General features: G+C 69.7%; 15 protein-coding genes, 1 tRNA gene and 1 pseudogene. 6 read left to right on the top strand and 11 right to left on the bottom strand.

The window, feature by feature from the left end; genetic code table 11:
• Positions 1-42: 42 nt before the first annotated feature.
• The 5 genes from VIM54_RS05340 to VIM54_RS05320 all read right to left on the bottom strand — a co-directional run bounded on the left by VIM54_RS05340 (position 43) and on the right by VIM54_RS05320 (position 3,898).
• On the bottom strand, positions 43-528 hold the full coding sequence (locus VIM54_RS05340) for an SRPBCC domain-containing protein (protein ID WP_331899735.1): 486 nt from the start codon (positions 526-528) through the stop codon (positions 43-45).
• 51 nt (positions 529-579) lie between these two features.
• Positions 580-942, bottom strand: a complete 363-nt coding sequence (locus tag VIM54_RS05335; RefSeq protein ID WP_331899734.1) for a metalloregulator ArsR/SmtB family transcription factor — start codon at positions 940-942, stop codon at positions 580-582.
• A gap of 93 nt (positions 943-1,035) precedes the next feature.
• Entirely contained in the window at positions 1,036-2,052 is a 1,017-nt protein-coding gene (locus VIM54_RS05330; protein ID WP_414673174.1) for a ribose-phosphate diphosphokinase, read from the bottom strand.
• A 40-nt stretch (positions 2,053-2,092) separates the two neighbouring features.
• Complete coding sequence (glmU, locus tag VIM54_RS05325; protein ID WP_331899732.1) at positions 2,093-3,529, bottom strand: bifunctional UDP-N-acetylglucosamine diphosphorylase/glucosamine-1-phosphate N-acetyltransferase GlmU; 1,437 nt, start codon at positions 3,527-3,529, stop codon at positions 2,093-2,095.
• 297 nt (positions 3,530-3,826) lie between these two features.
• A tRNA-Gln gene (locus tag VIM54_RS05320) sits at positions 3,827-3,898 on the bottom strand.
• A gap of 266 nt (positions 3,899-4,164) precedes the next feature.
• On the opposite strand from VIM54_RS05320, the gene VIM54_RS05315 reads away from it, so the two are divergent.
• Positions 4,165-4,656: a MarR family winged helix-turn-helix transcriptional regulator gene (locus VIM54_RS05315; protein WP_331899731.1), complete on the top strand. Its 492-nt coding sequence runs from the start codon at positions 4,165-4,167 to the stop codon at positions 4,654-4,656.
• A gap of 4 nt (positions 4,657-4,660) precedes the next feature.
• On the opposite strand, the gene VIM54_RS05310 is transcribed toward VIM54_RS05315, so the two are convergent.
• Both VIM54_RS05310 and VIM54_RS05305 read right to left on the bottom strand, forming a co-directional pair.
• Complete coding sequence (locus VIM54_RS05310) at positions 4,661-5,077, bottom strand: hypothetical protein (RefSeq protein WP_331899730.1); 417 nt, start codon at positions 5,075-5,077, stop codon at positions 4,661-4,663.
• Entirely contained in the window at positions 5,074-5,328 is a 255-nt protein-coding gene (locus tag VIM54_RS05305) for a TMEM175 family protein (protein WP_331899729.1), read from the bottom strand. The genes VIM54_RS05310 and VIM54_RS05305 overlap by 4 nt, the downstream gene beginning before the upstream one ends.
• Before the next feature lie 158 nt (positions 5,329-5,486).
• Between VIM54_RS05305 and VIM54_RS05300 the strand changes: the two genes are divergently transcribed.
• Positions 5,487-6,509 carry a LacI family DNA-binding transcriptional regulator gene (locus VIM54_RS05300; RefSeq protein WP_331899728.1) on the top strand — a complete coding sequence of 341 codons (1,023 nt, stop codon included), beginning with the start codon at positions 5,487-5,489 and terminating at the stop codon, positions 6,507-6,509.
• A gap of 408 nt (positions 6,510-6,917) precedes the next feature.
• Here the strand turns inward: VIM54_RS05300 and VIM54_RS05295 are convergent, their stop codons facing one another.
• Positions 6,918-8,768, bottom strand: coding sequence for an ABC-F family ATP-binding cassette domain-containing protein (locus VIM54_RS05295; protein ID WP_331899727.1), 1,851 nt, complete (start codon positions 8,766-8,768; stop codon positions 6,918-6,920).
• Between the two features lie 500 nt (positions 8,769-9,268).
• The gene (locus VIM54_RS05290) at positions 9,269-9,859 is read right to left on the bottom strand and encodes a hypothetical protein (RefSeq protein ID WP_331899726.1); all 591 of its coding nucleotides are present in this window, start codon (positions 9,857-9,859) and stop codon (positions 9,269-9,271) included.
• Positions 9,860-10,329: 470 nt separating this feature from the next.
• On the opposite strand from VIM54_RS05290, the gene VIM54_RS05285 reads away from it, so the two are divergent.
• The 3 genes and pseudogenes from VIM54_RS05285 to VIM54_RS15910 all read left to right on the top strand — a co-directional run bounded on the left by VIM54_RS05285 (position 10,330) and on the right by VIM54_RS15910 (position 11,673).
• The gene (locus VIM54_RS05285; protein ID WP_331899725.1) at positions 10,330-11,154 is read left to right on the top strand and encodes an MTAP family purine nucleoside phosphorylase; all 825 of its coding nucleotides are present in this window, start codon (positions 10,330-10,332) and stop codon (positions 11,152-11,154) included.
• Positions 11,151-11,372: pseudogene (locus VIM54_RS15915) on the top strand (NAD-dependent epimerase/dehydratase family protein); the annotation flags it as partial. The gene VIM54_RS05285 and the pseudogene VIM54_RS15915, both read left to right, overlap by 4 nt.
• 64 nt (positions 11,373-11,436) lie before the next feature.
• Complete coding sequence (locus tag VIM54_RS15910; protein ID WP_414673173.1) at positions 11,437-11,673, top strand: NAD-dependent epimerase/dehydratase family protein; 237 nt, start codon at positions 11,437-11,439, stop codon at positions 11,671-11,673.
• On the opposite strand, the gene VIM54_RS05275 is transcribed toward VIM54_RS15910, so the two are convergent.
• Both VIM54_RS05275 and VIM54_RS15905 read right to left on the bottom strand, forming a co-directional pair.
• Positions 11,670-13,253 (bottom strand): molybdopterin-dependent oxidoreductase, encoded by a 1,584-nt coding sequence (locus VIM54_RS05275; protein ID WP_331899724.1) that lies wholly within the window; start codon positions 13,251-13,253, stop codon positions 11,670-11,672. The genes VIM54_RS15910 and VIM54_RS05275 overlap by 4 nt on opposite strands.
• Positions 13,250-13,453 carry an ATP-binding protein gene (locus VIM54_RS15905; protein ID WP_414673172.1) on the bottom strand — a complete coding sequence of 68 codons (204 nt, stop codon included), beginning with the start codon at positions 13,451-13,453 and terminating at the stop codon, positions 13,250-13,252. Before VIM54_RS15905 ends, VIM54_RS05275 begins: the two co-directional genes overlap by 4 nt.
• A gap of 118 nt (positions 13,454-13,571) precedes the next feature.
• Between VIM54_RS15905 and VIM54_RS05265 the strand changes: the two genes are divergently transcribed.
• Positions 13,572-13,886, top strand: a complete 315-nt coding sequence (locus VIM54_RS05265) for a hypothetical protein (protein WP_331899723.1) — start codon at positions 13,572-13,574, stop codon at positions 13,884-13,886.
• The last annotated feature ends 20 nt before the right edge of the window (positions 13,887-13,906 follow it).

The following is a 13,906-nucleotide window of genomic DNA, read 5'->3' as shown; positions in this document are numbered from 1 at the left end:
AACTCTAACCAGAGCGCGCGCCGGCGCACGGGTGTACCTGCCTCAGGCCGCCAGCAGCGCGTCGATCTGTTCGGCCGCCTCGCGCATCCCCTCTTCCATGCCCATCGCCACGAGCTGATCAAGCTGCTCGAGGCTCGCGAAGTGCGAGACCGTGGTCATGCGGGTGCCGCCCTTCACGGCTTCGATCGTCACGACCACCCTGGTCACCGGCATGGCGGGGTCCGGCTCACCGGACTGGTCGGCGAAGCCGTCCTCGAACTCCAGGCTGCGGGGCTCGTCGATCGCGGTGAATCGCCACCAGCCGGGGGCGGACTCGCCGTCCGGGCCGGTCATCCGGTAGCTCGCGGTGCCTCCGACGACGAAGTCGTGGCGCTCGAAGGTGGCCGGCCAGGTCGGCGGTCCCCACCAGCGCTCCAGTTGGCGCGGATCCGACCACAGCCGCCACACCCGGCCCACCTCCACCGGGAACTCCGTGACGAGGGTGAGGGACAGCTGTTCCGGGTTCTTCTCGCTACTGATGATCGGCATTGTTCGTGACCTTTCTCTTGGGCATATTTGTCCTGGACAGTTAGTTCGTGATCAGTCGAGGGCGGGCTCGGTGAGGATGTCGTCCATCCGGGCGACACGCTCCGCCCAGACGTCTTCCCACGCGGTGAGCAGCCGGGTCGCCCGGCGCAGGGTGGCGGGATCCGCGTGCACGATCTGCTCCCGTCCCCGTTTCACCTTGCCCACGAGCGCCGCCCGTTCGAGCACCGCGACGTGCTTCTGCACCGCCGCGAAGCTCATCGAGTAGTGTGCGGCGAGCATCGAGACGGACTGCTCACGCTCGAGCAGGCGCGCCACGATGTCACGCCTCGTCGCATCCGCCAGGGCGTGGAAGAGGCGATCGATCTCGCCGTCGTCAAGGGACGCCGTGCTCGACGCCTCGCTACATACAACCATTTGGTTGTACGTTAGCGCGATTGGGCCCCGTTGGCAAGGGGCGAACCGGCGGGGTCCGGCAGCGGGGTCAGACCGCGGGGTCAGGCGGCGGGGTCAGGCCGCGCCGTCGAACATCGACGTCACGGAACCGTCGCTGAACACCTGGTGGATGGCGCTGGCCAGCAGCGGGGCGATCGGCAGCACGGTGAGGGTGGGAAACCGCTTGTCCGCCGAGATCGGCAGGGTGTCGGTCACCACGACGGAGTCGATGAACTCGCTCTGCAGGATCGTGGATGCCGGCTCGGAGAAGACGGCGTGCGTCGCCGCCACGACGACGTTCGTCGCCCCGGCTCCCTTGAGCGCCTCTGCGGCCTTCACGATGGTGCGGCCCGTGTCGATCATGTCGTCAACGATGAGGCAGGTACGACCGCGCACCTCGCCGACGATCTCGTGCACCGAGACCTGATTGTGCACCCTCGGGTCGCGTCGCTTGTGGATGATCGCGAGCGGCGCCCCAAGCTTGTCGCTCCAGATGTCGGCGACACGCACGCGGCCCATGTCGGGCGAGACGACGGTGAGCGTAGACGGGTCGAGGCGTTCCTTGAAGTACTTGAGCAACACCGGCATCGCGAAGAGGTGGTCGACCGGGCCGTCGAAGAAGCCCTGGATCTGGGCGGCATGCAGGTCGACGCTCATGATGCGGTCGGCGCCGGCCGCCTTGAAGAGGTCGGCGACGAGGCGTGCCGAGATCGGCTCGCGGCCGCGGCCCTTCTTGTCCTGGCGCGCGTACGGATAGAACGGCGCGACCACGGTGATCCGCTTGGCGGAGGCCCGCTTGAGCGCGTCCACCATGATGAGCTGCTCCATGAGCCACTCGTTGATCGGATAGGTGTGCGACTGGATGACGAAGGCGTCGCAGCCCCGAACGCTCTCGTCGTAGCGCGCGTAGATCTCGCCGTTCGCGAAGGTGCGCGCGTCGGTGTGCACGAGATCCGCGCCGAGTTCGGAGGCCACATCGATCGCCAGCTGAGGGTGGGCCCGACCCGTCACGATAACGAGTCGCTTTTGTCCGGTGGCGGTGATCTCGGCCACGTACCCTGCTCTCTGCCGGTCACCCGACGCACTGTCCATCTTCGGCGCTGCACTGCACTGTGGGGTGGCCGCCGAAAAGCTACTCGGCGACGGGCGTTTCGGCCGCCGCGGCGGCTTTCGCCGACGCCGTGCCCGCGCGCTTCTCCTCGACCCAGCCCACAATGTTCCGCTGCGGAGCCACGCTGATTGCGAGAGCGCCGGCCGGCACGTCCTTGCGGACCACCGTTCCCGCTCCCGTTTTGGCTCCGTCACCAATCCTAACCGGCGCGACGAACACGTTGTGAGACCCGGAGTGCACGTGCGAACCGATCTCGGTGTGGTGCTTGGTGATGTCGTCGTAGTTGGCCGTGATCGCGCCGGCGCCGAGATTGGTGTGCTCGCCGATCGTGGTGTCGCCGATATAGCTGAGGTGCGGAACCTTGCTGCCCCGGCCGATCCTCGCGTTCTTCGTCTCCACGAAGGTGCCGATCTTGCCGCCCTCACCGAGATAGGTGCCCGCCCGGAGGTAGGCGAACGGACCAACGGTCGCGTTCGCGCCGATCACCGCGAGGGTCGCATCGGTGCGTTTGACCACCGCGTTCTCGCCCACCTCGCAATCCGTGAGCGTGGTGTCCGGGCCGACGATCGCGCCACGGTCGACGGCCGTCGCTCCCTTGAGCTGGGTGCCCGGCAGGATCTCCACGTCCTCGGCGAGCGTCACGGCGAGGTCGATCCAGGTCGTGGCCGGATCGTGCACCGTCACCCCGGCGAGCTGCCAGCCACGCACGATCCGCGAGTTGAGCTCCACCCCGGCCGCGCTCAGCTGGGCGCGGTCGTTGATGCCGGCCACGAGCCACGGGTCGGAGACGGAGACCGCCTCGATGCGGCCGCCGGACGCTCGGATGCCGGCCGCGGCATCCGTGAGGTACTTCTCGTTCTGCGCGTTGTCGGTGCCGATCGCAATGAGCGCGTCGCGCAGGGCGGTGGCGTCGAACACATAGACGCCCGAGTTGATCTCGGTGATGAGCAGCTGGTCGGCCGTCGCGTCCTTCTGCTCCACGATCGCCTCGAAGGAGCCGTCAGAGGAGCGCAGGATGCGACCCGCGCCGGTCGGGTCGGCGAAGTGGGCGCTCAGCAGGGTGAGCTTGTTGCCGCCGAGCTCGTGGCTCGAGACGAGTCCGCGGATCGTCGCCGCATCCAGCAGCGGAACATCGGCGCTGAGCACGACCACGTGGCCGGCGAAGTCGCCGGGCAGGGCGGCAAGGCCGAGCTCGACGGCGCGGCCGGTGCCCGGAGCCTCATCCTGGTCCACGATGATCGCCTCGGGCAGCTGCTCCACGATCACCTCGGCGACCGCGTCGCGCTCGTGCCGCACGACCGCCACGATGTGGCTCGCGGAGAGCACGTCGGCGGTGGCGAGCACGTGCGAGACGAGCGGGATGCCGGCGAGCTGGTGCAGGATCTTCGGACGCGACGACTTCATGCGCGTGCCCTGCCCGGCGGCGAGGATGATGACGGCGAGATCTGGATTGGTCATAGAGGCATTCTCTCGCACGCGGGGGCGGGTCGGGCCTCTGGGCGCTCGGCGCTCGGCACTGGGCGCTCGGCACTCGGCGCTCGGCGCTCGGCGCTCGTTGCACGGCGCTCGTTGCACGGCGCTCGGCGCTCGGCGCTGGGCGCTGGGCGCTCGGCGCTGGGCGCTCGGCGCTGGGCGCTCGTTGCACGTGTCGATGGTGGCGTGCTTGGTTGCGCGGCTCTACCGGGACCGACCTTCGGTCGGCCGTGCTACGCACAGCGGAACTCAATAATTGACAAACCGTTGTCAATTATCGAGCTCCGCCTCCAGGATTCGAACCTGGACCGAACAGCTCCAAAGGCTGTCGTGCTGCCGTTACACTAAGGCGGATCGCGCGCTCGCCCTTGGGGCGTTGCGGTGCCCGTCAAGTCTGCCAGATCGAAGCGCCCGCAGTCAGCACACCGCGTTCCGGTCCCCGAGTCTCTCCGGCTCGCGTTTCTCCGGCTCGCGTTTCTCCGGAGGTTTCGACCACGGCATCCGAAATTCGCCCCGACACGCCGCCCGACCGGCTTCCCGGCGCCAAAGCTCCGGAGAAACGCGAGTTGGGGCGGGCCCCCGTTGGGCTTCGGGACAGAGGCGACCGCGATAATGGACGGATGCCCGCACACGACGAAGTCGACCGCATTGTTGACGCCTGGGTGCGCGAACGTCCCGACCTGGACTTCGCGCCGCTGCAGGTGCTCTCGCGCGTCGGACGGCTGGCGAAACACCTGGACCGGGCCCGGCGGGCGGCATTCACCGCCTCAGACCTCGAGTCGTGGGAGTTCGACGTGCTCTCGGCGCTTCGCCGCGCGGGCAAACCGTACGAGTCGAGCCCCAAGTCCCTCCTCCAGCAGACGCTGGTGTCGAGCGGCACCATGACCAACCGCATCGACCGGCTCGTGGAGCGCACGCTCGTCGAACGCCGCACCGACCCGAACGACGGCCGCGGCATCCTCGTGACCATGACGCCCCAGGGCCGTGCGCGGGTGGACGCGGCGATCAGTCGCCTGCTCGATTCAGAGGGCGAGCTGCTCGACGCGCTCTCCCCCGCCGACCAGGAGCGCCTGGCCGGCCTGCTGCGCAAGCTGAGCCTGGACTTCGACTAAGGCCTCAGCGGCGCGAGCGGTCCCGCGGCTCCCAGCGTTCGACGACCAGGGTGATCGGCAGGGTGAGAATCCAGAAGTACATTCCGATGTCGCCGCCGAATATCAGCTCCACCGGGATAGCGAGCGCGAACACGACCAGCACGACGAGCAGCGTTCGGGCGACGAACCGGTACAGGCTGCGATCCACCTTTTCATCGAGGGCACCCTTGCGATGGGTGTACCACCAAAGCCAGAACTGGATGAGGCTGATCGCGCCGACCACCGAGGCATAGAGCACGACCGCCGTGAGGTTGCCGGCATAGGAGCTGAGGACCGTGGCGGGGAACGGAGGGAAGGCGATGAGGAGAAGCAACAGCAGGTTGATCTGCACGACGCGGCCGTCGAACCTCCTGGTGAGCGCGAACTCGCGATGATGACTCACCCAGTTGACGCGATCACCGCGAAGCTCAGGGCATACGCGAAGTACTGGTGCCATTGCTCCAGCAGGGCCGCGGTGAGGGCCCTGTCGACCGCGGCATCCGTCACCCCGGCGGTCTGGATCACCGGCACCGTGATGTCGATCACGAGCAGCGTCATCGCGATGGCGAAGACGGCGTCGCTGAAGAACTGCAGCCGGTCGCTGTTGGTGCCGGTGCGAATGAACTGCTGGGAGCGATCGTTGGCGCCGCCCACCCGCCCAGGAGTACCGAGCGTCGGGCACCTTCGCCGCGGTAAGCGTGTTCCGGATGGCCCGACACCGACGCTTCCCGCGTGCAACAATGGGCATCCAGAGCGCGGAGAGCCCAGCCTGCGCGGCCAGCCGAGGGATGTCGACGCGAATGAACGCCGGAGTGAGATCAGCCACCCTGCACGACGTGGCGCGCGAGGCCGGCGTCTCGCTCGCCACCGCGTCCAGGACGCTCAATGGCAGTGCGCGCAAGGTCAACGACGCCTACCGCGAGCGCGTGCAGGCCGCCGCGGCACGGCTGGGCTACACGCCCAACCTGTCGGCCCAGGCTGTGGCGAAGGGCAGCACGATGACGGTGGCGTTGGTCGTGGGCGACATCTCCGACCCGTACTTCTCCTCGATCGCCGCCGGCGTGATCAGCGCGGCAGAGGAATCCGGCTTCATCGTGACCATGGCCGTCACCACGAGGGACACCGAGCGCGAGCTCGCGCTCGTGCGGGCACTGCGCGGCCAACGACCGCGCGTGCTCATCCTCGCCGGGTCGCGCATGTCGGACGAGCCGTCCCAGCAGGCCCTCGTCGCCGAGCTGACCGCGTTCGAATCCACCGGCGGCCGGGTGGTCTTCATCAGCCAGCACGAGCTGCCGTTCGACACGGTGCTCCTCGACAACTATGGCGGCGGCCGCCGGCTCGCTGCCGCGCTCGTGGGCCTGGGTTTCCGTCGGTTCGCGGTGATCTCCGGCGCCCCCTCTCTGCTCACGTCCCAGGACCGCGTCGTGGGATTCCTCGACGGGCTCGCCGAACACGACCTCACGGTGCCCGCCGACCGGATCGTGCACTCCGAATTCACCCGTGACGGCGGGTTCGCCGGTGCCGTCGAACTCCTGAAGCGCGGGATCGACGACGTGGAGCTCGTCTTCGCGGTGAACGACGTGATGGCCGTCGGCGCGATGTCGGCGCTTCGCGAGGCCGGCCGAATACCGGGCGAGTCGATCGCGGTCGCCGGTTTCGACGACATCCCCACCGTGCGGGACATCATGCCCGCGCTCACCACCGTGCAGATCCCGCTAATGGATGTCGGACGTCACGCGGTCGAGCTCGCTCTCGCGCCGCGCACGGTGGGCGGCACCGAGATCCCCGTCGCGACCACCGTCGTGATCCGCGAGAGCACCCCCGCTCGGCGATAGCGCCCTCGCGCTTCGCCACACGCGGTGGCGCCCTTCCCGTGGTGCGCTCGCGGACCCACCCCACGCGACCGAAGCGGCCACAGCGGCTGGCGCGGCCGAAGCGGCTGGCGCGGCCACAGCGACTGGCGCGGCCGAAGCGGCTGGCGCGGCCGAAGCGGCTGGCGCGGCCGAAGCGCAGAGCGTCCGGACCGGCGGCCACGACGCCGACTGGACCACAACACTGACCGGGCCGCGGCCGCGGCCGCGAGCGATCGGGAAATCGTCACTTGCGCGATCCGGGCTGTCGCCATACGCTCCCGGGTAAGCGATTTCCCATCGGAGGCGCCTCCCGCGTCCCGTTCGTAGTCGGTCGGCATCCGCCTCTGACGGCGGAACCGGCCCGAGAGCGGAACCGTCGCTGACAGCAGATCAGGCCTCGAGCACCTCGCTGAGCTCGAGCCAGCGAAGCTCGAGGTCGGCCATCGAATCCTCGAGCTTTTTGAGCTCCGCCTGCAGGCTCGCGAGCCCCGGGTAGTCGGACTGGTCGTGCGCCGCAAAGCGATCGTGGACGGCGGAGATCTGGGTCGTGACCTTCTCCAGCCGCCGGCTCACCGATCCGAGTTCCTTCTGCGCGTTGCGCAGCTCTGCGCCGAGGAGCTTCGTGTGCCCCTTGGAATTGATGCTGGTGACCGTGGCCTTGCCGTCCGAGCGGTGCGACTCGGAGACCGTCGCGCCGGCCGGACCCTGCGCCGCGCGCAGCTTGAGGTACTGCTCGACCCCGCCGGGCAGGTGCCGCATGGTGCCGTCGAGGATTCCGTACTGGTTATCGGTGACCCGCTCGAGCAGGTACCGGTCGTGGCTCACCACGAGCAGGGTGCCTGGCCAGGAGTCGAGCAGGTCCTCGATGGCGGCGAGGATGTCGGTGTCCAGGTCGTTCGTGGGCTCGTCGAGGATGAGCACGTTCGGCTCGCCGAGCAGGATCAGCAGCAGCTGCAGTCGACGGCGCTGGCCACCGCTGAGGTCCTTCACCTGGGTGGTGAGCTGCGCGGTCATGAAGCCCATCCGCTCGAGCAGCTGCCCGGGGGTGAGCTCCTTGCCGCCGGTGACGTACGAACTCTTCTGGCGGGCGATGACATCCATCACCCGGTCGTCGAGGATGTCGGCGAGCTCGCCGAGCTGCTGGCTCAGAATGGCGACGCGGATGGTCTTGCCCCGCTTGACCCGGCCCACGGTGGGCTGCAGGGTGCCCGCGATGAGGCTCAGCAGGGTGGACTTGCCCGCCCCGTTGACGCCGAGGATTCCGGTGCGCTCACCGGGGGCGACCCGCCATTCGATGTCGCGCAGCACCTGCTTGCCGCCCGTCACGTGCCCGTCGGCGTCCTTCGTTCCCCCGTAGGTGACTCCCACGTCGAGCAGGTCGACGACGTCCTTGCCGAGCCGCGCCGTGGCGAGCTGGCTGAGGGCGACGGTGTCGCGCGGCGGCGGCTCGTTCGCGATCAGCTCGTAGGCGGCGTCCATGCGGAACTTGGGTTTGGTGCTGCGCGCCGGCGCGCCGCGGCGCAGCCAGGCAAGCTCCTTGCGGGCCAGGTTCTGGCGCTTCGACTCCATCGTCGCCGCCATCGTGTCGCGCTCGACGCGCTGCAGGATGTAGGCCGCGTACCCGCCCTCGAACGGCTCGATGATCTGGTCGTGCACCTCCCAGGTATCGGTGGACACCTCGTCGAGGAACCACCGATCGTGGGTCACGACAATGAGGCCGCCGGCGTTGGGCGACCAGCGCTTCTTGAGGTGTCCGGCGAGCCAGGCGATGCCCTCGATGTCGAGGTGGTTGGTGGGCTCGTCGAGGAAGATGACGTCCCAGTCGCCGACGAGGAGCTTGGCGAGGCCGACTCGTCTGCGCTGCCCTCCGGAGAGTTCGCCGAGGGTGGCCTCCCACGGGAGATCGCGCAGCAGTCCGTCGATCACATCGCGCACGCGGGCATCCCCGGCCCACTCGTGCTCGTCCTTGTCGCCGACGATGGCGTCGCGCACAACGATGCTGTCGTCGAGTTCGTCGCCCTGGTCGAGCATGCCGAGGGTGACGCCGTTGCGGCGGGTGACCCGGCCGGAGTCCGGCTCGATGCGGCCGGCGAGCAGGCTGAGGAGGGTCGACTTTCCGTCGCCGTTGCGTCCGACGACGCCGATGCGGTCGCCCTCATTGAGCCCGATCGTGATCTTGTCGAAGATGACGCGGGTGGGATATTCGAGATGAAGGGACTCGGCTCCCAGAAGATGTGCCACCTAGCGAGTTTACCCGCTGCCGCGCGGGCTCCCCGCCGGTGGCCCGTTCCCCAGCCCGGTTCCCCAACCCGCCAGCTCGCTCCCGCTGGTCTTGCCCCCTCCCGCTCGCTCCCGCCAGCCCGCTCCCGCCCGGTCCCACCCGCTCCCACCTGCGCCCGCCCGCGCCGCCTGCACCGCCCCCTCCCGCATCCGCGCCGCCCCCTCCCGCCCGCTCCCGCATCCGCGCCGCCTGCGCCCCCAGCACCCACTCGGGGCAAATGGCCGCCATCCGACTCCCGGAGCGGCCGATTGGCCCGACTCGGCGCGATCGGGGCGCGGGCGGGCGACTCGGCGCGATCGGGCGACTCGGCGGGCGACTCGGGCGGGCCGAGTTGACGCAGCGGCTCTACAGGGCGGCCCGCTCGCGCAGCGCTTCGGCGACGCGCCGCACCACGAGCTGCGGCCTCGACAAGTGGTCGGAGATGACCAGGATCACCAACCAGCCGGCCCGGCCGAGAGCCTCACGGCGGGCGATATCCTCCGCATATACCGGACGATCGATGGATCTCTCCCTCGTACTCGATCGCGATCCGCTCCTTCACATAGGCCAGGTCCGGCGTGGCCACGAAGAAGCCATCGGCATCCTTTACCGCAAACTGGATGACCGGCTCGGGGAGGCCCCCGGCAACGAGGAGCAGACGCACCCGAGTCTCCATCGGCGAGTCGGTGCCGGCGCGCACATCCTCGAGCGCGCGGCGCATCGCGCGCACTCCCCGAACAGCCCCCAGCGCATCCACCGTGGCTCGCAGCTTCGCCAGACTCGACAGCGGCCTCTTGCGCCGCACGAGGAAGTCGCCGACGACCACGATGTCGTTGTGGGACAGCCGGCCGGCGAGCTGGCACCACGCGACCTCGGCCGACACCAGCCTCACGCCGCCTCGAGTGACGACGACCGTCCCCTCTGCGAGACGGTGCCCTTTCACCCCTAGCGTCTGTGGCGGATGCGCCGGAACGGTGACCGACACGTGCAGGAGCCGCGGGCCGCGGGCTCGAATCGGAAATTGGTAGAGCTCGGCGGCAGTCCCGTGGCTGAAGTACTGGGCGGGCGACATTCGCGCCTCATAGGCCGCACAGAGTGCGGCGACCGATCGCGGAGCCGCACTCGCGGCGCGCACCCCGTGGAACGGGGCGGCAAGGTCGTCCGCCCGCGTTCGGCGACGCGATACCCCGGCCGCACTCGCCTCGCTCACCGAAAAGGGTCGGGATGCAAGTTGGGGCGGAAGCGGACGGGGTCGACGCATGACGGAATGCTCCCATCTTCGGGGACTCCCCCACGCCATCCTTCCCCAGCCCTGCCAGCCTCCCGCCAGCCCGCCGGCCGTGCCGCCCGCCGGCCGTGCCGCCCGCCTGCCCGCCGACTCGGGGCAAATGGCCGGTATCGGGACAGAGTCAGCGGCCAGATGCCCCGAGTCGGCGGGCTGCGCGGGCTGATGAATGCGGGCGTGGGTGGGCTAACGGAGGCGGAGAAGGCAAGCACGGGCGCGCGGAGGCGGGCGCGCAGACTCGTCTGGGAGACTGGGGGATGAGCTCTCTAGCAACCGTCGCGATCATCGGGGGCTCCGGCCTCTACCGCCTGTTCGACCCAGAGCAGTCGGAGTCGAGGCGCGTCGGCACTCCGTACGGCTCCGTCGAGGTGACGATCGGCGAGCTCGGCGGGCGCACGGCGGCATTCATCACCCGGCACGGCAGCGACCACTCGGTACCGCCGCACCTCATCAACTACCGCGCCAACATCTGGGCGCTCGCCTCCCTCGGCGTGAAGGTGATCCTCTCCAGCTCGGCGGTGGGCGGCGTCAGCCCGGAGTATCCGCCGGGCACTCTCGTGCTCACCGACCAGTTCATCGACCGCACGAGCGGCCGCGCGGACACCTTCTACGACGAGGGTTCAGTGCAGCACCTCGCCACTGCCGACCCGTTCAGCCCCGAGCTGCACGAGATCGCGCGGCGCGCCCTCGAACACGAGAACCTGATGGGCAGCGGCACCGTTGTCGTCATCCAGGGACCGCGCTTCTCCACCCGGGCCGAGTCGCTCTGGTTCCGGGCGGCCGGCGCGCACACCGTCAACATGACGATGTACCCGGAGGTGCCGCTCGCCTCCGAGCTCAACATCGACACGGTCAACCTCTCCTTCGTCACCGACAGCGACGCCGGCCTCACGCCGGCCGCGGGCACGGAGGATCCGGATGCCGTGAGCCACCAACTCGTGCTCGCGAGGCTCGCGGAGGCGCAGCCGCGCATCGTCGCCGCGATCGAGACCATCATCCGAGCCCTCCCCGGCGACTTCGCGCCGCGCGAACTCATCGCGCCGGACGCGGTCGCCGCCGTACTCTCAAGGAGCACCACGTGACCCGCCTTCTCGTCACCGGCGGCGCCGGTTTCATCGGATCCGCGATCGTCGATACGGCCCTCGGCCGCGGCTGGCGCGTGCGCGTGCTCGACTCCCTGCGGCCGCACGTGCACGGCGCCGGCTATCTGCCGGACCCGCGGGTCGAGTTCGTGCACGCGGATCTGCGCGACCGCGACGCGTGCGCCGTCGCGCTCTTCGGCGTGGATGTCGTGAGCCATCAGGCCGCGAAGGTCGGCCTCGGCGTGGACTTCTCCGAGCCCCGGACTACGAAACGTGTACGCGGTGAGCAAGCTCGCCCAGGAGTACCTCGCCACCGCGAGGGCCCGCGCCACCGGCGGCACGGCGATCGCGCTGCGCTACCACAACGTGTACGGACCGGGGATGCCGCAGAACACCCCGTACGCCGGCATCGCCTCGCTCTTTCGGTCGGCGATCGCTCGCGGCGAGGCGCCGCGCGTCTTCGAGGACGGCATGCGCGAGTTCGCGGCTTCCTCGTTGCGCCGGGCAGTGCTGGGCTAGACCGAGAACGAGATCTCGTGCCAGCCCTCCGAGCCGTCGGGGGCCGGAGGGACGTAGGTCTTGCCCTGGGTGACGCCGTTCGCGTCGGTCGCCCGCACCCGCACGGTGTGGGTGCCCTTCGTGGCGTTCCAGCGGTACACCCACTGCCGCCACGTGTCGGCGGAGATCGAGTCGGCGAGCGTCGCCTCTGCCCACTGCCCGCCGTCCACCTGCACCTCCACGCGCTGCACTCCGGTGTGCTGGGCCCAGGCGACGCCCGCGATCGCGACCTGGCCGGCATCCACCCGCGCGCCGTCCGCCGGGGTGTCGATGCGCGACGAGAGCTTGATCGGACCGCGCGCCGACCAGCCGCGCGGGGTCCAGTAGCCCTGGGCATCCGCGAACCTCGTGACCTCGAGCTCCACCAGCCACTTGGTGGCTGACACGTAGCCGTAGAGGCCCGGCACGACCATGCGCACGGGGAAGCCGTGTTCGAGCGGCAGCGGTTTGCCGTTCATCCCCACGGCGAGCAGGGCCTCGGTGCCGTCGTCCTGCAGCACGTCGAGGGGCGTGCCGGCGGTGAACCCGTCGATGCTCGTGGACAGCACCATGTCGGCGCCCGCCTTCGGCACCGCCAGTTTCAGTAGCTCCCTGATCGGGTAGCCGAGCCAGAGCGCGTTGCCGATGAGGTTGCCGCCGACGTCGTTGGAGACGCAGGTGAGCGTGGCCATGTGCTCGATGAGCGGCTTGGCCAGCAGCTCGGCGAAGTCGATCTCGATCGGGTTCTCGACCATTCCGGTGACCTTGAGCTTCCACGTGTCCGAGTCGATCGACGGCACCTGCAGCGCCGTGTCGATGCGGTAGAAGTCGGCGTTGGGGGTGACGATCGGGGTGAGGCCCGGGATGTCGAGCTCCGCTCCGGGGGCAACCGGCGACGCGGTTGTGGCCGGCTTCGGCAGCACGAGCCTGTTGCGCACTTGGGTCACGGCCGTGGCCCCGGCGTTAATCGCCCGCGCCCCGGCGCCCACGAGAATGGAGGCCGCCCCGGCCACGATGGCGAGAGTGAGGAAGCTGCGTCGTTCCACCTGCGGGCCGGCCGCTCCGCTCCGGGGCCGGGCGGCAGCCCGCCAGCGCGCGAGACGCCGGATGCCGATCCGCAGCACGACGATGCCGGCGACGGCTCCGACGATGGTGGGGGCGCCGTCGAAACCGCTGGCGCCGGCGCGGGTGAGCACCGCGATCACCGCGAGCAGCCCGGCCGCTCCGAAGATCACGACGCCCCACGGCGGGCGGCGCGCCTCAAGCACACCGGCCAGCCCGGCGAGCACGACCACGAGCGCTCCGAGCACGGTGAGCAGCACGGCCTTGTCACCGGTGCCGAAGAGCGAGATCACCAGTTCCTTCACCCCCGGCGGCACGAGGTCGATCACGAGCGAGCCGACCGCGAAGAGGGGGCTCCCCGCCGGTCCGACGAGCAGGGCGACCGCCTCCGCCACGCCGAGAACGACGAGAGCTGCGACCACCCCGGTGAGCGCGGCCAGCCAGCGGGCGGCCCGCGGGCTCAGTCCGTCACTCGAATTCGGGCCGACACCGGAACTCATGCCGTCACCGGAATCTTGGGCAGGAACACGTCGAAGCGGCATCCGCCCGGCACGTTCTGCACGACGACCCGACCGCTGTGCGCGTGCACGATGCCCTGCACGATGGCCAGGCCGAGGCCCGCACCGCCGTACGCCACCAGGATGCGCCGCTCCTTGAGCGGGTCCGGCCGCGTCGGGCTGGCCGTGGATGAGGTGGACACTCCATCAGGATAGGTCGCCTCCTGCCGGAATTGCCTCGAGCCGGCGGCCGCCAGCCAATCAGTCCTCGGTTCGCAATAGTTTCGACACGGTTCGTGCCGCAGTCTCTCCTGCGCAGCGGTGATCTGCGGCCCGGTGCGACGACACGCCGCCGCCACGACCCGCGTGATCGCGGTCTCCTACCCCGAGGCCTTCGACGGGCTCATCGACGTGAAACTCAGGACCCCGGCCGCGGAGACGGGCAGACTCGGGGAGACCCGATATCCGCTCGAGCAGGTGACCTCACGGCTCGACGACGCACCCGTCGTCTGGCTGATCACGAGCACGAAGCAGGACTGGCGGCCGGGCGCGACACAGAAGCTCGGAGACCTCGGCTACCGGGTCGACTCCGCCTGGGCGTTCACGGGAGTCAACGTGATCCGCTACCGCCGCTAGCGGGCCGCCGGCTGCGTCGC

Origin of the sequence: Lacisediminihabitans sp. (assembly GCF_036569425.1) — a bacterium.
Taxonomy (GTDB): Bacteria; Actinomycetota; Actinomycetes; order Actinomycetales; family Microbacteriaceae; genus Lacisediminihabitans.
The sequence above is the reverse complement of the archived record's forward strand: the minus strand, read 5'-3'. Positions and strand labels throughout refer to the sequence as shown.

What these genes read in the sequence shown, in the direction of transcription:
- glmU (WP_331899732.1), bottom strand. Translation starts at nt 3,529, where the DNA reads ATGACCAATCCAGATCTCGCCGTCATCATCCTCGCCGCCGGGCAGGGC.
- VIM54_RS05275 (WP_331899724.1), bottom strand. Translation starts at nt 13,253, where the DNA reads ATGAGTTCCGGTGTCGGCCCGAATTCGAGTGACGGACTGAGCCCGCGG.
- VIM54_RS05330 (WP_414673174.1), bottom strand. Translation starts at nt 2,052, where the DNA reads ATGGACAGTGCGTCGGGTGACCGGCAGAGAGCAGGGTACGTGGCCGAG.
- VIM54_RS05285 (WP_331899725.1), top strand. Translation starts at nt 10,330, where the DNA reads ATGAGCTCTCTAGCAACCGTCGCGATCATCGGGGGCTCCGGCCTCTAC.
- VIM54_RS05315 (WP_331899731.1), top strand. Translation starts at nt 4,165, where the DNA reads ATGCCCGCACACGACGAAGTCGACCGCATTGTTGACGCCTGGGTGCGC.
- VIM54_RS05335 (WP_331899734.1), bottom strand. Translation starts at nt 942, where the DNA reads ATGGTTGTATGTAGCGAGGCGTCGAGCACGGCGTCCCTTGACGACGGC.
- VIM54_RS05290 (WP_331899726.1), bottom strand. Translation starts at nt 9,859, where the DNA reads ATGTCGCCCGCCCAGTACTTCAGCCACGGGACTGCCGCCGAGCTCTAC.
- VIM54_RS05340 (WP_331899735.1), bottom strand. Translation starts at nt 528, where the DNA reads ATGCCGATCATCAGTAGCGAGAAGAACCCGGAACAGCTGTCCCTCACC.